Genomic DNA, 21,086 nt, shown 5'->3' with positions numbered 1-21,086 from the left:
CCGTGAAGGCCGACCTGGACCGGCTCCTGTCAGGTGCGCACCACGACCCGCACTCCGTGCTGGGTGTGCACTCCGTCGGCGACCAGGTGATCGCGCGGGCCCTGCGGCCCGGCGCGACCTCGGTCGCGGTGGCCTGGGGTGACAAGCAGGTCGAGCTGCCGCGCATCGCCGACGCCCTGTTCGAGGGCGAGCTGCCCGAGGTGCCCGGCGACTACCGGCTGCTGGTCAAGTACAACGGCGGGCCGGCGGTCGAGGTCGACGACCCGTACCGGTGGCTGCCGACCGTGGGCGAGCTGGACCTGCACCTGATCGGTGAGGGCCGGCACGAACGGCTGTGGGACGTCCTCGGCGCGCACGTCCGTTGCTACGAGACGGCTTCCGGTGACGTCACCGGTGTCTCGTTCGCGGTGTGGGCGCCGAACGCGCGCGGCGTGCGTGTGACCGGTGACTTCGACGGCTGGGACGGGCGCGCGAACCCGTTGCGCTCCATGGGTTCCAGCGGTGTGTGGGAGGTGTTCCTGCCGAACGTCGTGGTGGGGTCGCGGTACAAGTTCCGCATCCTCGGCCAGGACGGGAACTGGCACGAGAAGGCCGACCCGATGGCGTTCGCCACCGAGGTGCCGCCGCAGACGGCCTCGGTCGTCACGCGGTCCGAGTACCAGTGGCAGGACGCGGAGTGGGAGGCCCGGCGCGAGGCGACCCAGTGGGCGAACGCGCCGATGTCGATCTACGAGGTGCACCTCGGGTCGTGGAAGCCCGGGCTCGGGTACCGGGAGCTCGCGACCGAGCTCGCCGACTACTGCGAGGACATGGGGTTCACGCACGTCGAGATGCTGCCGGTGGCGGAGCACCCGTTCGGCGGGTCGTGGGGCTACCAGGTCACCTCTTATTACGCGCCGACCTCGCGGTTCGGGTCCCCGGACGACTTCCGGTACTTCGTGGACACGCTGCACCAGCGCGGCATCGGCGTGCTGGTGGACTGGGTGCCCGCGCACTTCCCGAAGGACTCCTGGGCGCTCGCGAAGTTCGACGGCACGGCGTTGTACGAGCACGCCGACCCGCGCCGCGGCGAGCAGCTCGACTGGGGCACGTACGTCTTCGACTTCGGCCGCAACGAGGTCCGCAACTTCCTCGTGGCGAACGCGCTGTACTGGATCGAGGAGTTCCACCTCGACGGGCTGCGCGTGGACGCCGTCGCGTCGATGCTCTACCTCGACTACTCGCGGCCGGAGGGCCAGTGGCTGCCGAACGAGTTCGGCGGGCGCGAGAACCTCGACGCGGTGCGGTTCCTGCAGGAGCTGAACGCGACGGTGTACCGGCGGCACCCCGGCGTGGTGATGATCGCCGAGGAGTCGACGGCGTGGCCGGGCGTGACGCGGCCGACGCACCTGGGCGGGCTCGGGTTCGGGTTCAAGTGGAACATGGGCTGGATGCACGACACGCTGCACTACCTGTCGCGTGAGCCGGTGCACAGGTCGTTCCACCACAACGAGATGACGTTCTCGCTGGTGTACGCGTGGAGCGAGAACTTCGTGCTGCCGCTGTCGCACGACGAGGTGGTGCACGGCAAGGGCTCGCTGTGGGGCCGGATGCCGGGTGACGACTGGAACAAGGCCGCGGGCGTGCGCTCGTTGCTGGCGTTCATGTGGGCGCATCCTGGCAAGCAGCTGCTGTTCATGGGTGGTGAGTTCGGGCAGCGCGCCGAGTGGTCGGAGTCGCGGTCGCTCGACTGGCACCTGGTCGAGCAGGAGCCGCTGCACCAGGGCATCCAGTCGCTGATGAGGGACCTGAACTCGGTGTACCGGACGGCCGCGGCGTTGTTCTCGCACGACGTGACGCCGGAGGGCTTCCAGTGGATCGACGCGAACGACTCCGGCGGCAACGTGCTGTCGTTCCTGCGGATCGGTGAGGACGGGTCCGTGCTGACGTGCGTGGCGAACTTCTCCGGGTCGCCGCACCACGACTACCGGGTCGGGCTGCCCTCGTCCGGGCGGTGGAAGGAGCTCGTGAACACCGACGCCGCGCACTACGGCGGGTCCGGCGTCGGGAACCTCGGCGGTGTCGAGGCCGAGGCCAAGCCGTGGCACGGGCGTCCGTACTCGGCGCTCCTGCAGCTGCCGCCGTCCGGCGTGTTGTGGCTCGTTCCCGAAACGCCAGGGGTGCTGGACGCCTGACCGTCGGGTTCACCAGGCCGGAGACCACGTGGCTCCGGCCCGGTGAACCCGATCAGGCCGCGACACGTTGAGCAAGGTATGCGCCTGAGTTGGACGAGTAGCACGCCCGCGCGCCCGGACGGCAGGCACAATGGGTTCATGCGGCACCGGAGCATCGCGCTGATCGTCGCCACCGCCCTGCTCGCGGTGGGTTGCACCGCCGAGATCCCAGGGCGCCCACGTGCTGCCAAGGTGGTGAAGAAGGACGCGTCGAGCGCCACCATCCAGGTGCGCGGCACGGACAACGGCCCCATCGACAAGCTGGCCGCCACCGCGCTGACGGACATCGAGGAGTTCTGGACGGACTCGTTCCAGTCGACGTTCAACAAGCCGTGGAAGCCGCTGAGCGGCGGTTACTTCTCCGTCGACACCGCCGACTCCACCGCCAAGCCGCCGCCGTGCACCCAGAAGGCCGCCGACGTGGAGGGCAACGCCTTCTACTGCCCGGCCGCCGACGCCATCGCCTGGGACCGCGCCTCGCTGCTGCCGGTGCTGCAGGACCGGTTCGGTGACGCGGCCGTGGTCGTGGTGCTGGCGCACGAGATCGGGCACGCCGTGCAGAACCGCATGGGCATCACGCCCGAGGCGGAACGCCGCGAGCCCGAGAAGTACCCGACGATCCTGACCGAGGCGCAGGCGGACTGCTTCGCCGGGTCGTTCGTCCGGTACGTGGGCGACGGCAAGTCGCCCCGCCTCGACATCAACGCCGACGCGCTGGACAAGGCCCTGGGTGCGCTGATCACGTTCCGCGACCCGGTCGGCACCTCGCCGGAGGACGAGCAGGCGCACGGGTCCGCGTTCGACCGCGTCGCCGCGTTCCAGGACGGGTACGAGCAGGGGACCAAGTTCTGCGGCGCGATGACGGTGCAGAACCGGCAGTTCACGCAGCGCGCGTTCACCAGCACGAAGGACCGGGCCAACGGCGGCAACCTGCCGTTCTCGGACATGCTGGAGAACGTGACCCCCGACCTCGACACGTACTTCAAGGGGCTGGCCACGGCGGCGGGGAAGCAGTGGCCCACGGTCCGGGCGGAGGCCGCTCAGGCGGAGCCGACCTGTTCCGGGGACCAGGGTCCGGTCGCCTACTGCCCGGACAACAAGTCGATCCAGATCGACACCAAGGACGAGTTGCCGGCGCTGCACAAGGAGCTCGGGGACTACGCGACCGGCACGTTGATCGCCACCCGGTACGCGATGGCCGAGCTGGCCGTGCAGGGCAAGGCCACCGAGGGCGAGTCGGCCTCGGCCGCCGCGCTGTGCCTGGCCGGTGCCTACACCGGGGCGGTGTTCCAGCGGCAGGACGGCTTCGGGCTGTCGCCCGGCGACTTCGACGAGGCCGTGACGGTGTTGCTGCAGTTCGACTACGCGGCTCGGGACTCGAAGGGGCGGGATCCGGTGGATCCCGGCTTCGCTCGCGTGGCCCGGTTCCGCGAGGGCGTGTTCGAGGGGCCCAAGAAGTGCGGGCTCTGACGCCCTGACCTACGAACTGAAGCCCGCACCGGCTCCGGCCGGGTGCGGGCTTCAGCGTCTTTCCACCGGTGCCTGGTCCGAGACCACGGAGATCCTCGCGCCCGGGATCCTCAGCGTGCCTCCGACCAGGTCCGTGTTGCGCACGGTGACCTCCGTGAACGTCACGAACGGCACGTTCAGCGGGGGTGGGTGGGCCGCCGTGTAGTCCACCGGGATCTTGATGCCCAGCAGGTCCAGGTTGCCCTTGAGCTGGACCGTGAAGAGCTCGATCCGGCCCGGTGAGACCGTGGAGGTGCTGCCGGGACGCGCCGCCGTGACGAGCTTGACGCCCGGTGAGACCTCGGCCGTCTGCACCAGGTCCTTGATCTTCATGTCCGAGGCGGTGAACTTCAGGACCTTGATGACCTGGCCGTTCACCAGGGCGTCGACCACGCCCGCGAAGTCGAGGCCGCCCAGGTCCAGGCGGGAGGCCGTCAGGGTCCACTCCCTGCCTCCCGCCGCCACCGGGGCAGGGGCCGGTGGCGGGGGTGCCGGCGTCGAGGGCGGCTCCGCGGTGGGCGGGGTGGACGGCGCGGACGACGACGCCGGCGGCGGGGTGCTGCTGGAGGCCGGGGGTGGCTCCGACGACGGCGGGGTCGTGGTGGTCGTCGGGGCCGCTGAGCTGGTTTCCGAACTGGGTGGCGGCTCTGTGCTCGACGGCGGCTGCAGCGCCAGGGCCGCGACCACCGCCACGGCGGCCAGCGGCTGTGTTCGCATCATGTGGGGTGAACCCTTTGGGTCGTTTCCGGCTCGTGCTGCTGGTCCTCGTGCTGCTCCCGCGCCTGCTTCGACCCCTTCGCCTCCTTCGGCTTCTTGGGCTCGTCGGTCCAGGCCACGGCCAGTGCGCCGCCCAGCAGGGACAGGATCGTGCCGGCCAGGAAGCCGCCGAGGTTGGTCACGACCAGAGCCACCAGGGACAGCAGGACCGTCACGATGCCCGCCGCCAGGCGGAACTTGGGTTGCAGCCACAGGGTGGCCGCGCAGATCGCCAGCAACGCGCCGATCAGCAGCGCCGACACACCGCCGAGCGTCTGGATCGAGATGACCATGTCGCCGAGCTTCACGCCCACGAAGGGCGGGAACAGGATGATCAGCGCTCCGGCCGCCACGAAGAGACCGGCCCAGAAGGGCCGGCCACGTCGCCACGCGGTGAAGCCGTGCCAGGCCCTCAGAAGCACTCTTGCTTCCCCTGGCGGATGGTCAGGCTCATGCCCTTGAACCTGATGGTCTGGGCCGTGGTGGCCCAGGCGGTCTGCTGCAGCGAGGTGATGTTGGCCGTGTCGGCCTGCAGGCCGAACGAACCGGGCAGGCCCTTGAGGTTCTCCGGGCCCTTGGTCACCTTGCTGGCGTCGATGCCGATCTCAGGGTTGCCGAGGACCAGGTCACCGTTGAGGTCCGTGAGGTTGACGACCAGGTTGTCGGCGGACATGCCACCCACGCCGTCCGCCGTGATGCGCATCGTCACGTCACCGACGATCGGCATGCCCGGTACGAACACCGACTGGCAGAACTTGTCGAGCCTCGCCGTCTTGAAACCGCTGACCGCGACGACGTGCACCTTGCCCGCACCCGCGTCGACCCCGCCGAACTGGACGAATCCCTGGCCCGTCAAGTTGTCGGCGGACACCTTGAAGTTGGTGCCGGACACCGCGAACGAGGCGGCCAGCGCTCCCTGGGACATGCCGAAGAGGAGGGCACCGGCTCCGACGACGCCGATGCCGAGCACTCCGACGAACCGTGCCCAGCGCGTTCTACCCATACCGCCGAACTCCTTCCACACTGAAGGCTTGCGGAACGGACTTTGCGCCCCGAAACATTGGCAGGACAACGAAAACGAGTCCGCGCAGTCTTGAAATCACCCCTGGGGGTGAGACAGTTTCACGTTTAGCCGCAGGTACGTGCCGAACGACCTCGAAAGCCGCTTAGTAGGGTCTGACCTCATGGGATTCGGACGAATCGCCGTCGCGCTGGCCGTGACCGCAGCCCTCACCGCGTGCGCCACCGTGGTCGAGGGCGAACCGAAGGGCGAGCGCCCCGACCCTGCGAAGGTCGCGGGCCTGGAGATCTCCAACGGCCCGTCCGGCCCCAGGCAGGGCGTGCCCGACGCCGACCTGAGCGTGGAGAACGGCGACGGCGGCGAGATGGACCGGCTGGCCATCAACACCCTCGCCGACGTGCAGGAGTTCTGGAAGGCCGAGCTGCCGCGCGCGTTCAACGGCAAGACGTTCGAGCCGGTGAAGCGGTTCCTGTCGTACGACTCGAACGGCAAGGGCGTCGAGGTCTGCAAGCTCAACACCACGGGCATCGCCAACGCGTTCTACTGCGCGCTCGACGACAGCATCACGTGGGACCGCGGCGAGCTCCTGCCGATGCTCAAGGACTCGTTCGGCCCGATGGCCGTGGTGACGGTCCTGGCGCACGAGATGGGCCACGCGGTCCAGTACAAGCTCGGCCCCGCGTCGGGCATCGGCGCCAACACGACGTCGATCGTCAAGGAGCAGCAGGCCGACTGCTACACCGGCGTCTTCATGCGCTGGGTCGCGGAGAACAAGTCGAAGCACTTCGAGCTCTCCACCGGCGAGGGCCTGAACCAGATCATGCAGACGATGTTCTTCATCCGCGACAGCGCCGGGACGTCGTTCGAGAAGCAGGGCGCGCACGGCAGCGCGTTCGACCGGGTGTCGGCGTTCCAGTTCGGCTTCACCCGCGGCGCGGCCCGGTGCGCCGAGATCAACGAGGCCGAGATCGCCAAGCGGATCACCGAACGGCCGTTCGCGCTCGACGACGTCGACTCAGGTCAGGGCCGCGGCAACGCCAAGATCGACGAGGACAAGTACCAGCGGGCGCTGGAGGAGTCTCTGCGCGACGCCTACAAGTCGAGCGGCGCGGCCTTCCCCGCCATCGACCGGACGGGCGTCAAACCCTGCCCGGACGCGCAGACGACGTCGCCCGCCACCTACTGCCCCGCCGTGAACCAGCTCCAGCTCGACCTGCCGGCACTGGTGAAGATCGGCACGCCCCCGAAGAAGGGGTCGAAGGGCGGCATCGGCGACTTCGCGGCGTTCGCGGTCATCGCCTCCCGCTTCTCGCTGTCGATCCAGCACGCCACGGGCTTCAAGCTGGACGACGACGCGGCCGGCCAGCGCACCGCGTGCCTCACGGGCGCGTGGGCGGGCCTCACGAACCGCCCGGACGCCGCCGCGGGCCTGCGCCTGTCCCCCGGCGACCTGGACGAGGCCGTGGCGGAGCTGCTGGCCGACGACAGCCTCATCGCGGCGGACGTGAACGGCAAGGCCGTGCCGTCCGGCTTCGCGCGGGTGGAGGCGTTCGGCGACGGCTTCTTCCGCGGCCTGTCGTTCTGCGTGAAGAAGTATTCGGTTTGATTCCTCCATCGATCCGGATCGATACTTGACCGGTGCTAACCGATGAAGCCGCGACGTACGCCTCGTGGTTCTCGACGCTGTCCGACGCGACGAGGGTGCGCCTGCTGCACCACGTGGCCTCGTCGCCGGTCCCGGTCACCGTCGGCGAGCTGACCACCCTGCTCGGCGTGAGCCAGTCCACCTGCTCGCACCACGTCCGCAAGCTGGCGGAGGTCGGCTTCCTGCGCGTCCAGCGCGAGGGAACGACGACTCTGGTCACGGTGAACCCGGCCTGCTGCACGGGCCTGCCGCACGCGGCGGACGCCGTGATGGGCGCGCTGGCGTCGGGCACGGTCCGGCCGGTCCCCGGCGTGACGATCAGGGCCATGACCGCGGCCGACTGGCCGGAGGTGCGCCGCATCTACGGCGAGGGCATCGCGTCGGGCAACGCCACGTTCGAGACCGAGGTCCCGTCGCGCCGCACCCTCGAGTCGAAGTGGCTGCCGGACCACCGCTGGATCGCACTGGTGGACGGCGCGGTGGCCGGGTGGGCGTCGGCCGCGCCGGTGTCGCCGCGCGAGTGCTACTCGGGCGTGGCGGAGACGTCGATCTACGTGGCGGACGCCTCGCAGGGCAGGGGCGTCGGCAAAACCCTGCTGCACCACCAGGTCTCGGCGGCGGACGCGGACGGGCTGTGGACGTTGCAGGCCGTCATCTTCCCGGAGAACCGGGCCAGCATCGCGCTGCACCACAAGGCGGGGTTCCGCACCGTGGGGCTGCGCGAACGGATCGCGCAGCACCACGGCGAATGGCGGGACACCGTCCTCTTGGAACGGCGCAACGGCTAGTACAGCGCCCGGACGAGCAAAGTCCCCGTCAAGCCCGGTTCCGGCGCATCGACGACCGCAACCTCGATCGCACCGAACCCCGCGGCGGTGAGCCGTTCCGTCCACTGGTCTGCAGAGAGATGCCACTGACGAATGACCTGCCCGCCTTCCTGCTCCAGGTCCGAGGCTGGCGGCTGCGAGAAGACGAACGCACCGCCGTCACTGATCCTCCTGCGCACCAGGGGCAGCAGAACCTCCGGATCCGTGAACCACACGGCACCGAAGATCGAGTAGACGATGTCGAACCTGGTGCTCACCCCGGCGAGGTACTCGACGGCGTCGGCTGTGATGAACTCCAGTTCCCCCAGATGTCCCCAGGTCCGGCCGGCGACCTCAGTTCGACTGGGGGCGATGTCGACACCGGTGCACACCGCCCCGAGCGTTGCGAGGTGGGCGAGGTTGGCTCCAGCTCCAGACCCGAGTTCCAGCACACGCTTGCCCCGGACATCCCCGAGCACGGCCTCGTCAGGACCGTGGTCGGGGTACTGGGTCCAGTTGAGCCACGTCGCCGCGCCGGCCGCGTTGACGGCACGACGCGGCACGTACCTGGCGGCATACCGCTCCCAGATCTCAGCTTGAGCGCTGCCCACCTGCGACCTCTCCACCTGACTGCTGGATCACTTCTTGCCAGGGCTGTCGTGGCAACCTGCGTAACACTGATTGCAGTCGGCGGCCTTCGCGTTCCAGAGCTCCACGTCCAACACGAAACCAGCTGCTCGAATCGCCTCGATCGTGCCGTTCAGCACAAGCGGTCCCTCCTCGCCGTCATCAGGCAGATGAGGAACGTGGTGAATGTAGCGGCCCTCGTTGTTCTCGTCGCAGAACCGGAAGTAGTTGGGGGTGTCAAGGGTGAAGCTGTGCACGCCCTCGTCGACGATTGGCGTCGGCCCCATCGGAACGTCCGGGTTCGCGCCGGCGACCACCAGGTAGGCAACGGTCTGACCGAAGATCCGCTCGGCCATCTCCCGATCCCTGCCGTGGTCACGCATGATCAGCTGAACCTCCCTGTCCCACACCGTGGCCGACACACAGGTCCGCGGATCCCGCAGGGTCACTGCAATGGACATGCTGTTTCTCCTTCTTGGTGTGGTTCCTCGGACGTGGTGTGCGCGAACCGAGCGATCACTGCCCTGCTCTGCTCCGCGTCCAGGCTGATTTCGTCCAGGCGTCGGACGACGACTCCATAGCCCGCGACAGCGGGCTTCTCCTCCACGAAGAGACTCGAGTTCTCGTTCTGGAGCCACACGAGCGGCTCGTACTTCTCGAAGTCCAGCTTCGTGAACGCGCCGTTGAGCCCAGCGTGCGCACCTGCGGACGCAGGAAGCACGCGAAGGTCGAAGCTCGACCGCGTGCTGGTGGCGAGGAGATGCCGCATTTGCTCGCCGTGAGTCTCGCGGCCACCGACCTGGAGCGACAGGGCTAGCTCGTGGATGTAGAAGGTGCATGAGGAAATACGCCACAGCAGCCTCTGCGCCTCGACCAGTGCCGCTACCCGGTCCTCCACCTCGTTCGCCGGGATGTTGGCGGAGGATCGCAACACCTCACGCGAGTATGCGGCCGTCTGCAAGAAGCCCGGCACCACAAGGGCTTGCCAGCAAACGAGCGACTTCGCCGCGCTCAGCTGACCGACCACGGTGCGAAGACGAACCGGGTTGCAGGCACCGTACTGCTGCCACCAACCCTTGACGTTGCTCTCGCGGAAGAGCTTGAGCAGGTGCTTGCGCTCGGGAAGAGGCGTTCGGCAGGCACCCAGCAATATGCCGACTTCGAGTTCGCTCGCCCCGCCCTTGCCCTGCCCTAGGTCGGAAAGCTTGCTCTCGTGCCAGCCCACCACCGCGGCAATCGCGCGGGACGAATGCCCGGACGCATCGATGGCACCCCGCAGACCAGCGCCGAACTCTCGGCCCCTTGCGGTAGAGATCCTCTTTGGCATGGACCAAGAAAACCGCACCTCAGAACCACCGAGAACCCCAGCAGGCGATGATCTTGAGCTACAATATACCCCGTTCAAACGGGGACAAGCTGTAGTCTCGGTGGCATGTCGCCGACGTTCCGCAGTGTTCGCCAAGAGCAAGCTGCGCTGTCATCGACCGCGCGATCTCAGCACAAGACATGGGTCGAGATCGCCCGCGACTTCTCACAGCGCTACAACGTGAACATCCGCGTCGCCCTACGCCAGGCACGCGGATGGAGCCAACGCGAAGCAGCAGAACACTGGAACGCCAGGTGGCCCGACGACCCCAAGTCGTCCAAGACGTTCTCCTACTGGGAGACCTGGCCTGCTCCAACCGGGCACGAGCCCTCACTGGGCGTGCTGAACCGACTGGCCGAACTGTACGAGTGCAGCACGAGTGATCTCGTCTCGGATTGCGCTGACTTCCGGTCTTCCGACACCGCATTCGACACGGCACAGCACCTCGACCTGATCGGCAAGGCGAGAGCGGACATGAACATCGCCGATCTCGTCGACCAACTCGGACGCGCCGTGCTGGTGAAGGCCTCCTCAGCACTGGCCGCCCCGGACGCTGACGACGAGCCAGGCGCAGACGAAGAGAGCGAGTCGCACCGGCGACTGACTGGCATCTGGCTGAGCCGATATCGCTATCGCAGCGAAAGCCGCAACGCGGAGTTCGTCGGCGAGCACTACGTGGTGCTTCGCCAGAAGAAGGATCGACTCACCGCGCGCAGCATTCCGCAGTCCACAGGTTCAAGCATGACCCTTGATCTGATCACGGACGCCTCGGTCGTCACCGGCACTTGGCGAGAAACGACCTCTCCGACAGGCCATTACAGAGGCGCTGTCTACCACGGCACCATGCAGATGGTGGTGGACCCATCCGGTAGGCGGATGCACGGGATGTGGCTGGGCTTCAGCCGCAAGTTCTCGATCAACAATGGCCGATGGGAACTGGAATGGTGCGAGAGTGACGTCTCGAACGACGCTCAGCGGGCCTACGGCTCGAAGCTTTGACTCGCACCTGTTACGACAGCGACGATCCGCTCTCCCCGAGCGAAGAATCCTCGCTCGATCAGTGCGAACACGCCGTACATCATCTTGGCGACGTACACCCACTCCAGACGCAGACCGTGGCGAGCCTCGAAGTCGTCGATGAACGCGTCTAGCTCTCGGGGCCGCTTCGCGAACCCACCGAAATGAAACTCCGTGCGAACTGTCCAATTGGAACTTGCGACGCCGAACGCTTCACGCTGAAGGCGTTCGACGTCCCCAGCGAGGAAGTCCCCGCCCTTCAACGCGGAGAACCCCACGGCCCTCTGGTTCGCCAGAAGACCGCCTGCTATCCCCGCGAGCGTCCCGCCAGTCCCACAGGCGCAGCAGATCGCGTCGAACTCGATCGCGATCTCAGCCGGCACCTCGGCGCAACCCTGGACAGCGAGCGCATTGCTGCCTCCCTCCGGCACCAGGTAGAAATCACCGAACTCCGCGCGAAACCGATCAAGCACTTCCGCATCGGTCTTACGTCGATACGTGGAGCGATCGAGGTAGGTCAGCTCCATCCCTCGACCGGCTGCGAACGCGAGGACGTCGTTGAGCGGCACATGCGGTTCGCCTCGAATCACTCCGACCGTGTCGAGCCCGAAGTGGTGGCCCGCGGCGGCCATCGCAGCGATGTGGTTCGAGTACGCACCGCCGAAGGTCAACAGCCGGGTGTGGCCCTGCTCCCTCGCGGCAGCCAGATTGAGCCGTAGTTTCCGCCACTTGTTGCCGACGAGTTCGGGATGAATCAGGTCATCGCGCTTCAGAAAGAGCCGCACCCCGTTGCGGCTGGCCCGCTCGTCGTTCAACTCCTCCAGGGGCGACGGCACGCGAAGGGACAGGCCGTTCACCGCTCCCCTCCCTGGGCTGAGGTGCGGCGGGGGATGAACCCACCCGACGCACCCGCACCAACTCCGACAGGGCTCAGTACAGCGCGGACGCCAGGTTGCGGCGAGCCGCCGCCACGCGCGGGTCGTCCGCCGGGAACAGCTCGAACAGCCCGACCAGGTGCTGCCGGACGCGGTCGCGGTCGTCCCCGTACACGCGGCGGACGGTGTCGACGAGGCGCTTGAACGCCTCCTCCACCAGCTGTCCGGCGACCTGGGCGTCGGCGGCGGCCAGCTGCGCGTCGATGTCCTCCGGCGCGCCGTCGGCCTTGGCGATCACGGCCGGGTCGACGCTCTCGGCCCGTTCGGCGAACTTGGCCTGCGCGAGGCCTTCCTTCGCGAGCTCGTTGCCCGGCTCCGAGGCCAGGATCTCCGAGTAGAACCCTTGCGCGGCAACGTAGTCGCCCTGCTCGAAGGCTTCCTCGGCCGCGATGATGCGCGGGTCCTCCGGGATCTCCTCCAGCTCGACGGGGCCTCCCGCGCGGGCCTCGCCTGCGCGGATGCCGGGCAGGCGGTCGCGCAGGGCGTCCAGCAGGCGGGCGATCCACTGCGACAGCTCGGCGTCCGCGATGGGGCCCGCGAACGCGTCGATGGGCTGGCCGGCGGCGACGGCGACGGTCGTGGGCACGGACTGCACCCCGAACGCCTGGCCGATGCGCGGCGCGGTCTCCAGGTCGACGCGCGCGAGGATCCACGCGCCGCCGGACGCCTGGGCGTAGCGGGTGAGTGACGCGGCCAGCTGCTGCGACTCCGGGCTGTAGGAGGCCCCCAGCAGCACCACGACGGGCACCTGCAGGGACTGCTCGACCACGGCCTGGAAGGAGGCCTCGGTGACGTCCACGATCCACGGCGCGGACCCGTTGTCGTCGGCGGAGGCGGCAGCGGTGGCGGGGGCCGCGGCGGCGGTGCGGGCCGCGTCGGCCCGTGCCTTCAGGGCGCCCAGGTCGACGGCGCCCGAGAGGGCGGCGGACAGTGCGGCGGTCTTGCGAGGATCAGGCCTTGTCACGTGTTCCATCCTGGCACGGCTAGTTCCCGGACCGGGTCCAGGGCCATCGGGTTGACGCGCATCGCCTCGTTGGCCGCGGCGATGCGTAGAGCGAGCGGTGTCATCAGTTCGACGAACCGCGTCGTGCCGGTCTCACCCAGCGCTTCCCACGGTGCCGCAGCGGCCCTGTCGGTCGCTTCTTCCACCGAGGGGAGGTCGCCGGGCAGGTCCGCCACCTCTTCCCACTCCTCGACTGTCCAACCACGCGCGGCGCGCATGTATGCCGGGTCGAGGGAATGCTCACGCGCGTAGAGCGCAAGCGCTTGGCACGGTCCGATGCCCGCGGCCACCAGTGCGGCGACGTGGCCGTCACCGCGAGCCTCGCGCAAGATCGTGCAGGCGTGCCAAAGCGCCAGGTGAGGCTGCTCGGGCCAGTCCAGCGCCCGGTTCGCGGCGGCCAGCGGGCGACCGCCCGGCGGAGCCGCGAGCGCCGCCTCCCGGGCCAGCGAGGCCGCCTCGGCGACCTCCGGCGCGTCCACCCCGCCCTCGCCGAGCAGGCGCCGCAACGCCCCGTCCACTCCTTCCAGCCGCGCCCGCAGGAACTCCGCGGGCGTGGCGACCTCCCACGCGTCCGGCAGCGCTCGGCGGACCATGCGCGGCGCGAAGTTGTAGAAGACCGCCTCCACCAGTTCCGGCGACGCGGCGCCGAGCGGGGCCGCCCGCATGCCGAAGTAGCCCATCCACCCGCCCTTGCAGCCCAGCGCGTCGGTCGCCGCCCTGGACTCGGGCGTGAAGTACGTGACGTCGTGGTAGGGCTCGAACCTCAACCACAGCTGCCTCGCGTCCACGCCAGACACGCTAACCCAGTGCGGAGCGCCGCACGGGTCCGCTCACCGAGGCGGCGTAGAGCCGTTCCGCCATCCGTGGACGACACGTCCGCGACCCGCCGTCGTCCCACATGCTGGACGGTTCGGCGACGACCCGGATGATCTTGAAAACACCCCGCGGTCAGGGGGTGTCGGAGAGGTGTTCCTCGATCCGGTCGACCTTGGCCCTCAGCTGGCCGGAGTAGCCGGGACGGATGTCCGCCTTGAGCACCAGGGACACCCGGGAAGCACTGGCCTGCACGGCTTCCGTCGCCCGCCTGACGACGTCCATCACCTCGTCCCACTCCCCCTCGACCAGCGTGAACATCGCGTTGGTCTCGTTGGGCAGGCCGGACTCCCGCACGATGCGCACCGCCTCGGCGACGGCCTTCGCGACGCTTCCGGACTCGTCCGAACCGGACGGAGCAACACTGAACGCGACGAGCACGTGCACCTCCTGGTGATCCACGGGTTGTACTGACTGGTAGCTTCGGTGCCCATGACACCGCTGCCGTTCGATCCGATCGCCCGCGCGGCCGAACTGTGGGACGACCGGGTGGGTTCGTCGACGTCGATGGCCGCCGTCACGAGCGTCATGCGGGTCCAGCAAATCATCCAGTCCGCCGTGGACGCAGCCCTCAAGCCGCACGGACTCACGTTCGCGCGCTACGAGGCGTTGGTGTTGCTGTACTTCTCCCGCAAGGGCGCGCTGCCGATGCGGGTGATGGGCGAGCGGCTGCAGCTGCACCCGACGAGCGTGACCAACATCGTCGACCGGCTGGAGAGCGACGGGCTCGTGCGCCGCACGCCGCACCCGACGGACCGCCGCACCACGCTGGTCGAGATCACCGACGCGGGGTTGCAACGCCGTGAGAGCGCGACCGCGGCCGTGGTCGACGTGAACCTGGGCCTCAAGGGGCTCACGGACCGGCAGACCGAGCAGCTCACGGACCTGCTCGCGAAGGTGCGCAGGGCGAGCGGCGACTTCGAGGATTAATTCGGTTGGGCGGTCAGGCCGGTCTGTGGCCTGATGGGGCCCATGTGGGATCGACCGGACCGTTCGGCAGTCGCGCTCGTCAGCACCCCGTCCGGGTTCACCGGGCGCACCGGAGCGTTCCCGGTCGAGACGCCCAACTGGAACCACGTCGAGCCGGTCAACACCGCCCTGCGCGAGCTGCTGGGCGTGGAGACGAGCGTGCTGCGGCTCCTGGCGGCCGAGGGCGGCGAGGTGCCGTTCGGCGGGGTCGTCACCTATCACGTCGAGGCGCACGAAGAGCCTGACCACAGCCTTCTCGAACCCGCTGAAGCCCCCGTCCCGGACGCCGAGCACCGGGCGGTGTGGGCACGGCAGGGAGGCCCGCGCGAGCTGGTCGGGTGGGCCGACGGCGTGATCACCCGCACCGGGCCCGCGACCCAGGTCCGGACCTGGAACCTGTCCAGCGTGCACCAGCTGCCGACGGCGAACGGTCCGGTGTGGCTCAAGGCCGTGCCGCCGTTCTTCGCGGACGAGGGCGCGGTGATCAGGCTGGTGGGCGAACACGACCCGACGCTGGTGCCCGAGGTGCTGGCGAGTGGGCCGAACCGGGTGCTGCTGAGCCACGTCGAGGGCGGCAACTGCTGGCAGGTGACGGCGGAGCAGGTCGAGCTGGTCCTGCCGCGCTGGGTCGCCGTCCAGCACGCGCTGGCGGGCGAACCCCTGCTCACGCCGTCCGCCGTGCCGATGCCGGACTTCGGCCTGCCGGACACGCTCGTGCACGGTGACTTCCACCCCGGCAACTGGCGCACCAGCGGCGTGGTCATCGACTGGTCCGACGCCGTCTGGGGGCACCCGTCGTTCGACGTGTGCCGGCTCATGGAGGTCGCCGCGCCGGAGTTGCACGACCTGATCCGGGACGTGTGGAGCGAGGCGTGGCTGAAGCACCGTCCGGACAGCGATCCGAGGCGGGCGCTGGAGGTCGCGCCCCGCGCGTCGCGGCTGCACAACGCCGTGCGGTACCAGCAGTTCCTCGACAACATCGAGGAGTCCGAGCGGATCTACCACGAGGGAGACCCGCAGGTGGAGCTGCGCGAGGTGCTGAAGCTGGTGACGCGGTGAGGGCGTTCATCGCCCTGGTCAGCACGCCGAGCGGGTTCGCCGGCCGCACCGACGCGATCGAGGTCGAGTCGCCCTGGTGGCCGGACACCGAACCCGTGAACGCCGCGCTGGAACGGCTGCTGGGCGTGCGGACCGACGTGCTCAGGCTGGTGTCGGTCGACGGCGGGGCGGCACCCGCGGGCGGCCTGGTCACCTACCACGTCGAGACGCGCGCGGAACCTGATCGCAGCTGTCTGGAGCCGGCGGACGAGCCAGCCGCGGACGCCCCGCACCGGTTGCCGTGGGCACGTCTCGGCGGTCCGGCCGAGCTGCTGGCCTGGGCCGGCGCGCACGTCGAGCGCACCGGGCCCGCCGTGCAGGTGAAGTCGTGGAACCTGTCCAGCGTGCACCGCCTGCCCACCGCGAACGGACCGGCGTGGCTGAAGGCCGTGCCGCCGTTCTTCGCGAACGAGGGCGAGGTGATCGAGATGGTCGCCGCCCACGACCCCGGCCTGGTGCCGGAGGTGCTCGCCGCGGCGCCGTTGCGCGTGCTGCTCGGCCAGGCGGACGGCAAGGCCTGCTGGGACACGAAACCCGAGCACATCGAGGAGATCGTGCCGCGCTGGGTCGCTGTGCAGCACGCGCTCGCGGGTGAGCCCCGAGTGCGCCCGTGTCCGGTGCCCATGCCGGACTTCGGACTCCCGGACACGTTGGTGCACGGCGACTTCCACCCCGGCAACTGGTTCGACAGCGGCGTCGTCATCGACTGGTCCGACGTCGTGTGGGGCCACCCGGCGCTGGACGCGGGCAGGCTCATCGAGTTCTGCCGCCCCGAACTCGGAGACCTGATCCGCGAGGTGTGGAGCGAAGCGTGGTTGCGGCACCGGCCGGACAGCCGCCCGCTGGAGGCCCTCGACACCGCCCGACGTGCCGCGCACCTGCTGCTCGCGGTGCAGTACCAGCAGTTCCTCGACAACATCGAGGAGTCCGAACGCGTCTACCACGAGGGTGATCCCGAACGGCAGCTGCGCGCCGCGCTGCGGATGGTGGCGCGATGACGGACGTCCACCCTGGTCAGCGCACGTTCATCGCCCTGGTCAGCGCGCCCGGCGGGTTCGCTGGCCGCACCGGCGTGCTGCCGGCGCCGACGCTCGACTGGTACCACGTCGAGCCGGTCAACGAGGCCCTCGAAGCACTCCTGGGCGTGCCGACGCACGTGCTGCGGCTGATCACCGCGGTCGGCGGCGACACCCCGTGCGGCGGCCTGGTGACGTACCACGTGGAAGCGCTCGGCGAACCGGACCGCACGCACCTGCACCCGGCGGAGGAACCCGACCACGACGCCGAGTTCCGGCTCCCGTACGCGAAGCTCGGCGGCCCGTCAGCGCTGGTCGCCTGGGCTGACGAGCACGTCGAACGCACCGGCAGAGCCGTCCAGGTCCGCACCTGGAACCTCTCCACCGTGCACCGCCTGCCGACCGCGCGCGGACCGGTGTGGCTGAAGGCCGTCCCGCCGTTCTTCGCCGACGAGGGCGCGGTGATCGAGATGGTGGCGGAGGTGGCTCCCGGCCTGGTCCCGCGGGTGATCGCCCAGGCGCCCCAGCGGGTCCTGCTGAGCGACGAGCCGGGCGACGACTGCTGGCACGTCACGCCGGAGGACATCAGGACCGTCGTGCCGCGCTGGGTGGCGGCGCAGCACGCGCTGGCCGGCCCGCCGCGGATCCGGCCGACGGCCGTCCCGATGCCGGACTTCGGCCTGCCGGACACGCTGACGCACGGCGACTTCCACCCCGGCAACTGGCGCAGGACGGGCCGGATCATCGACTGGTCCGACGCCGTCTGGGGGCATCCCGCGCTCGACGCGCGCCGGGTGCTGGAGTTCACCCGCCCGGAAGTCCACGACGTGCTGCGGCAGGTGTGGAGCGAGGCGTGGCTCAGGCTTCGGCCGGACAGCCGCCCGCTCGAAGCCCTCGACGTCGCCCGCCGGGCCTCACACCTGCACAACGCGGTGAAGTACCAGCAGTTCCTGGACAACGTCGAGGAGTCCGAGCGGATCTACCACGCGGGCGACGCCGAAGGGGAGCTCAGAGCTGCTCTGCGGCCGGCTCGGTGAGGCGGCCCGTCTTCGACGCCCAGCGCTCGAAGAGGATGGTGCCGAACGGCGGGATGCTCGCGAGCAGCGCGAGGACCGTCGTGCGGGCGTCCCACTTGAGCGGCGCGACGGCCATCAGCGTCACCAGCACGTAGCCCACGAAGATGAGGCCGTGGATCGGGCCGAAGACCTTGACGCCGATCTCGTTCTGCACGACGACGTACTTGAAGAACATCCCGAGCAGCAGCCCGGCCCAGGAGAGGGCCTCGGCCAGGGCGAGGATGCGGAACCGTCCGACCACGCTGGAGAACGTCATGGCTCCCCATCATGAACCGTGACGGGGAGCACACGACGACCGGGCCTGTCCTATTCCTCCCATTTGAAGACGCGGGAGGCGATGAAGCCGACCACGAGCGTGAAGCCCACCAGCACGGCCGCCGGGAAGGCCAGCGCCTCGATCCCCTTGCCCCGCACCAGCACGTCGAGCATGCCGTCGTTCATGTGCCGCAACGGGAAGATCTTCGAGACGGTCTGCAGCCACGCCGGCGCCTGGTCGACAGGGAAGAACGTGCCGGACAGGAACGCCATCGGCAGCACCACGATGTTCGCCGCCGCCGACGCCGCCTCCTCGGTCTTCGCGAACGCGCCGACCAGCATGCCGAGCGCGAAGAACGCGATGGTTCCCAGCAGCAGCAACGGAATCGCGAGCCACCACTGCCCGGACAGCCGCAACCCGAACACCGGCAGCGACGCGATGCCGACGAACGTCGCGCCCTGCACCAGCGCGACGCCCGCGCTGACCAGGACCCGCGACGACAGCACGGAGGTGGCGGACACCGGCGCGAGCCGGATGCGCCGCAACACCTGCTTGCGGCGCCACGACACCAGCGTCAGCGCCGAACCGAACACCGCCGACACCGCCACACCCCAGGACAGGATGCCCGGCGTCAGGAACTGGATCGGCTTCAGCGAGGCGTCCTCGACCTTCTCCGCGGTGAAGGTGAAGGTCGGCGGCTGGCCGGTCGCCGCGAGGTTCGCCTTGTCCACGAAGCCGTTCACGATCCCGACGACGGTGGCGGACTTGACCTGGTCGCTCTGCGCGAACCGGACGTCCAGCTCCTGACCGCGGATGATCAGCGCGGCGGGCAGGTCGCCGTCCTTCACCTTCTGCACGGCGGCGGCCTCGTCGTTGTAAGACTCCAGCTCCAACGCGCCGCTGTCGCGCAACGCGGCCACGATCGGCCCGTCGCCGACCAGCGCGATCTTGGTCTTGTCCGCGCCGACGTCGCGCAGGATCAGGCCGAAGATCACCAGGAACATCAGCGGGAACAGGAACGTGAAGAACAGCGTCACCTTGTCCCGGACGAAACCCTTGAGCATCGCCACCGAGAGCGTCTTGAACGCGGTCATGCGCGGTACTCCCGACCGGTCAGGTTGAGGAAAACGTCTTCGAGCGTGGCCGTGCGCACCTGCAGGCCGTCGAGCGCGCCCCGTTCGGCCAGCGCCGACAGCACGGGAGCGGGCCGGCGCGTGGAGATCGTCAGCGACACCTCGTCCTCGTGCGCGTCGTCGACGCCGTCCAGCGCGGAAGCGTCCACAACGGACAGAACGCCTCGCTGCAACGTCACGTGCGTCGGCGCGTCGAGGCCGCGCACCAGCACGGCGGGCGGGTCGAGCGCGAGGATCCTGCCGGTGTCCATGATGGCCACCCGGTCGCAGAGGATCTCGGCCTCGTCGAGGTAGTGCGTGGTGTAGACGATGGTCTTGCCGCGTTCCTGGATGGCGCGCAGCACGTCCCAGAGGTTGCGGCGGGCCTGCGGGTCGAGCGCCGCGGTCGGTTCGTCCAGGAACACGATGTCCGGGTCGTGCACCAGCGCGCATGCGATCGACAGCCGCTGGCGTTGCCCGCCGGAGAGCTTGTTCTCCTGCTCGTTCGCCTTGTCCGCGAGGCCGACGAGCTCCAGCATGTCCGCGGCCGTGCCCGCGCTCACGCCGTAGAGCGCGCCGAACGTCTGCAACTGCTCCTTCGCGGTGAGCTTCTCGAAGAACGACGACGCCTGGAGCTGAACACCGATGCGCGGCAACAACTTCACGTTGCGCGGCCAGGGACTCTCGCCCAGCAGCCTGACCTCACCGCTGTCGGGCTGCCGCAGCCCCTCGACGATCTCCAGCGTGGTGGTCTTCCCTGCGCCGTTCGGGCCCAGGATGCCGAAGAACTCCCCCTCGGCCACGGTGAACGAGACGCCGTCCACCGCTTTCAGCTCGCCGTAGCTCTTGCGGACGTCCCGGACAACGACCGCGGACCGTTCCTCCGTCATGCGCGGAACGTTAGGTGAGCGCCAGTCGACCCGCGTGGCGAAACAACCAAAGTCGCTTCGAAGTCGAGACGTTGGAGGTCAGCCGCCTGCAACCAGCAACGGGCAGGAGGTGTAGACGTCGTTCAACCTGCGCAGCGCGGCGGAGAACTGCTCGAAGCGGGCGCGCGGAACGGCCGCCCGCACGTCGCTGATCACCTGCCACAGGTAGCGGTGCTCCTCGGTCTCGACGACCGGCAGCGGCAGGCCCTCCGGCACGTCGGCGGCGAACGCGAGCGCGACCGCGGCGGCCCGCAGGCACGCGGTCGCGAGCGTCACGCAGTCCTCGACGAGGGTGCGGTCGTCCTCGGCGCGCACGACGCCGCTGACGGCGAACCGGACGGCCTGCATGAGCGCGAGGTAGAGGCGCTGGCCCGCCTGGGTGCGTTCGAACGACAGGCTCTCGGTGCCGCAGCCGGGCGGCATGACGGTCATGCCGACCTGCGGCCTGCGCAGCACGTGGTCGAAGAGGGCGGTCGGGGCCCAGAGCAGGGTGCGCCAGGAGTCCTCGTTGATCGAGGTGCGCATCCTGGCGGCGTTCTCCAGCACGTCGAGGTAGGCGATCAGGACGCCGGAGAGGAAGATCCCGCCGCGGTCGCCGCCGACGCGCACGACGCCGAAGCGTTCGTCGAGGTCGCGCTCCTGCGCGCGGTAGCCGGGCGTCCACTCGATGACGCCGCTGCTCGCGAGCACGACGCGCGCGAGGCGCTGGTGCACGGGCGAGGCCGAGAGCACCGTGTCGTCCAGGCCCATCTGGACCAGCGTGGACGCGGCGTGCTGGAGCGACTCGCGCCGCTGCGGCACGAGGTCGGGGTGCAGCATGCGAAACGGTTCCACGTCGCCCCCTCCCCTTCCGTTGTTG

The 21,086-nt window shown here is 69.4% G+C and carries 23 protein-coding genes; 9 read left to right on the top strand and 14 right to left on the bottom strand.

The features are described 5' to 3' along the window. Window positions 1-2 precede the first annotated feature (2 nt). Together glgB and ACQEU1_RS33415 are read left to right on the top strand one after the other, a co-directional pair. Window positions 3-2,174, top strand: coding sequence for a 1,4-alpha-glucan branching protein GlgB (gene glgB / locus ACQEU1_RS33420; protein ID WP_433210290.1), 2,172 nt, complete (start codon window positions 3-5; stop codon window positions 2,172-2,174). 138 nt (window positions 2,175-2,312) lie between these two features. Beyond that, window positions 2,313-3,683 (top strand): neutral zinc metallopeptidase, encoded by a 1,371-nt coding sequence (locus ACQEU1_RS33415; RefSeq protein WP_433210288.1) that lies wholly within the window; start codon window positions 2,313-2,315, stop codon window positions 3,681-3,683. A gap of 51 nt (window positions 3,684-3,734) precedes the next feature. On the opposite strand, the gene ACQEU1_RS33410 is transcribed toward ACQEU1_RS33415, so the two are convergent. Genes ACQEU1_RS33410 through ACQEU1_RS33400 form a run of 3 tightly spaced genes read right to left on the bottom strand, consistent with a single transcriptional unit; the run spans window position 3,735 to window position 5,481 of the window. Continuing rightward, window positions 3,735-4,442, bottom strand: coding sequence for a hypothetical protein (locus ACQEU1_RS33410; protein ID WP_433210286.1), 708 nt, complete (start codon window positions 4,440-4,442; stop codon window positions 3,735-3,737). After that, window positions 4,439-4,900 (bottom strand): DUF6114 domain-containing protein, encoded by a 462-nt coding sequence (locus tag ACQEU1_RS33405; protein ID WP_433210284.1) that lies wholly within the window; start codon window positions 4,898-4,900, stop codon window positions 4,439-4,441. Before ACQEU1_RS33405 ends, ACQEU1_RS33410 begins: the two co-directional genes overlap by 4 nt. After that, the gene (locus ACQEU1_RS33400; protein ID WP_433210282.1) at window positions 4,891-5,481 is read right to left on the bottom strand and encodes a DUF6230 family protein; all 591 of its coding nucleotides are present in this window, start codon (window positions 5,479-5,481) and stop codon (window positions 4,891-4,893) included. The genes ACQEU1_RS33405 and ACQEU1_RS33400 overlap by 10 nt, the downstream gene beginning before the upstream one ends. A 181-nt stretch (window positions 5,482-5,662) precedes the next feature. On the opposite strand from ACQEU1_RS33400, the gene ACQEU1_RS33395 reads away from it, so the two are divergent. Together ACQEU1_RS33395 and ACQEU1_RS33390 are read left to right on the top strand one after the other, a co-directional pair. Then, a complete protein-coding gene (locus ACQEU1_RS33395) occupies window positions 5,663-7,105 on the top strand; it encodes a neutral zinc metallopeptidase (RefSeq protein WP_433210280.1) in 1,443 nt (480 codons plus the stop codon). 32 nt (window positions 7,106-7,137) lie between these two features. Then, entirely contained in the window at window positions 7,138-7,932 is a 795-nt protein-coding gene (locus ACQEU1_RS33390; protein WP_433210278.1) for a helix-turn-helix domain-containing GNAT family N-acetyltransferase, read from the top strand. Here the strand turns inward: ACQEU1_RS33390 and ACQEU1_RS33385 are convergent. The 3 genes from ACQEU1_RS33385 to ACQEU1_RS33375 are packed head-to-tail and all read right to left on the bottom strand — an operon-like array spanning window position 7,929 to window position 9,904. Further along, entirely contained in the window at window positions 7,929-8,561 is a 633-nt protein-coding gene (locus tag ACQEU1_RS33385; protein WP_433210276.1) for a class I SAM-dependent methyltransferase, read from the bottom strand. The genes ACQEU1_RS33390 and ACQEU1_RS33385 overlap by 4 nt on opposite strands. Before the next feature lie 27 nt (window positions 8,562-8,588). Continuing rightward, the gene (locus ACQEU1_RS33380) at window positions 8,589-9,038 is read right to left on the bottom strand and encodes a hypothetical protein (protein WP_433210274.1); all 450 of its coding nucleotides are present in this window, start codon (window positions 9,036-9,038) and stop codon (window positions 8,589-8,591) included. After that, complete coding sequence (locus tag ACQEU1_RS33375) at window positions 9,023-9,904, bottom strand: DUF5753 domain-containing protein (protein ID WP_433210272.1); 882 nt, start codon at window positions 9,902-9,904, stop codon at window positions 9,023-9,025. Before ACQEU1_RS33375 ends, ACQEU1_RS33380 begins: the two co-directional genes overlap by 16 nt. A 105-nt stretch (window positions 9,905-10,009) precedes the next feature. Between ACQEU1_RS33375 and ACQEU1_RS33370 the strand changes: the two genes are divergently transcribed. Further along, the gene (locus tag ACQEU1_RS33370; RefSeq protein WP_433210270.1) at window positions 10,010-10,942 is read left to right on the top strand and encodes a helix-turn-helix domain-containing protein; all 933 of its coding nucleotides are present in this window, start codon (window positions 10,010-10,012) and stop codon (window positions 10,940-10,942) included. On the opposite strand, the gene ACQEU1_RS33365 is transcribed toward ACQEU1_RS33370, so the two are convergent. The 4 genes from ACQEU1_RS33365 to ACQEU1_RS33350 all read right to left on the bottom strand — a co-directional run bounded on the left by ACQEU1_RS33365 (window position 10,924) and on the right by ACQEU1_RS33350 (window position 14,152). After that, on the bottom strand, window positions 10,924-11,817 hold the full coding sequence (locus tag ACQEU1_RS33365) for a 1-aminocyclopropane-1-carboxylate deaminase/D-cysteine desulfhydrase (RefSeq protein ID WP_433210268.1): 894 nt from the start codon (window positions 11,815-11,817) through the stop codon (window positions 10,924-10,926). The genes ACQEU1_RS33370 and ACQEU1_RS33365 overlap by 19 nt on opposite strands. Window positions 11,818-11,890: 73 nt before the next feature. Then, a complete protein-coding gene (locus ACQEU1_RS33360) occupies window positions 11,891-12,859 on the bottom strand; it encodes a tetratricopeptide repeat protein (RefSeq protein WP_433210266.1) in 969 nt (322 codons plus the stop codon). Next, window positions 12,856-13,686, bottom strand: coding sequence for an SCO6745 family protein (locus ACQEU1_RS33355; RefSeq protein ID WP_433210264.1), 831 nt, complete (start codon window positions 13,684-13,686; stop codon window positions 12,856-12,858). The genes ACQEU1_RS33360 and ACQEU1_RS33355 overlap by 4 nt, the downstream gene beginning before the upstream one ends. A 160-nt stretch (window positions 13,687-13,846) precedes the next feature. Next, the gene (locus tag ACQEU1_RS33350; RefSeq protein ID WP_433211936.1) at window positions 13,847-14,152 is read right to left on the bottom strand and encodes an MTH1187 family thiamine-binding protein; all 306 of its coding nucleotides are present in this window, start codon (window positions 14,150-14,152) and stop codon (window positions 13,847-13,849) included. 51 nt (window positions 14,153-14,203) lie between these two features. On the opposite strand from ACQEU1_RS33350, the gene ACQEU1_RS33345 reads away from it, so the two are divergent. From ACQEU1_RS33345 to ACQEU1_RS33330, 4 genes are read left to right on the top strand one after another with little or no spacing between them, the layout of a single operon-like run. Continuing rightward, window positions 14,204-14,701, top strand: coding sequence for a MarR family winged helix-turn-helix transcriptional regulator (locus ACQEU1_RS33345; protein ID WP_093592887.1), 498 nt, complete (start codon window positions 14,204-14,206; stop codon window positions 14,699-14,701). A gap of 42 nt (window positions 14,702-14,743) precedes the next feature. Further along, window positions 14,744-15,799 (top strand): phosphotransferase, encoded by a 1,056-nt coding sequence (locus tag ACQEU1_RS33340; protein ID WP_433210261.1) that lies wholly within the window; start codon window positions 14,744-14,746, stop codon window positions 15,797-15,799. Beyond that, on the top strand, window positions 15,796-16,836 hold the full coding sequence (locus tag ACQEU1_RS33335) for a phosphotransferase family protein (RefSeq protein WP_433210259.1): 1,041 nt from the start codon (window positions 15,796-15,798) through the stop codon (window positions 16,834-16,836). The genes ACQEU1_RS33340 and ACQEU1_RS33335 overlap by 4 nt, the downstream gene beginning before the upstream one ends. Next, a complete protein-coding gene (locus ACQEU1_RS33330) occupies window positions 16,833-17,891 on the top strand; it encodes a phosphotransferase (protein WP_433210257.1) in 1,059 nt (352 codons plus the stop codon). Before ACQEU1_RS33335 ends, ACQEU1_RS33330 begins: the two co-directional genes overlap by 4 nt. On the opposite strand, the gene ACQEU1_RS33325 is transcribed toward ACQEU1_RS33330, so the two are convergent. The 4 genes from ACQEU1_RS33325 to ACQEU1_RS33310 all read right to left on the bottom strand — a co-directional run bounded on the left by ACQEU1_RS33325 (window position 17,863) and on the right by ACQEU1_RS33310 (window position 21,061). Then, window positions 17,863-18,186, bottom strand: coding sequence for a DUF3817 domain-containing protein (locus ACQEU1_RS33325; protein WP_433210255.1), 324 nt, complete (start codon window positions 18,184-18,186; stop codon window positions 17,863-17,865). The genes ACQEU1_RS33330 and ACQEU1_RS33325 overlap by 29 nt on opposite strands. 50 nt (window positions 18,187-18,236) lie before the next feature. Further along, a complete protein-coding gene (locus ACQEU1_RS33320) occupies window positions 18,237-19,280 on the bottom strand; it encodes an ABC transporter permease (RefSeq protein ID WP_433210253.1) in 1,044 nt (347 codons plus the stop codon). After that, window positions 19,277-20,188 (bottom strand): ABC transporter ATP-binding protein, encoded by a 912-nt coding sequence (locus ACQEU1_RS33315; protein WP_433210251.1) that lies wholly within the window; start codon window positions 20,186-20,188, stop codon window positions 19,277-19,279. Before ACQEU1_RS33315 ends, ACQEU1_RS33320 begins: the two co-directional genes overlap by 4 nt. A gap of 78 nt (window positions 20,189-20,266) precedes the next feature. Next, on the bottom strand, window positions 20,267-21,061 hold the full coding sequence (locus tag ACQEU1_RS33310) for a hypothetical protein (RefSeq protein ID WP_433210249.1): 795 nt from the start codon (window positions 21,059-21,061) through the stop codon (window positions 20,267-20,269). Window positions 21,062-21,086: the final 25 nt, after the last annotated feature.

It is taken from the genome of Lentzea sp. CA-135723 (assembly GCF_050936595.1).
GTDB lineage: Bacteria > Actinomycetota > Actinomycetes > Mycobacteriales > Pseudonocardiaceae > Lentzea.
This window is presented reverse-complemented; position numbering and strand designations above follow the sequence as displayed.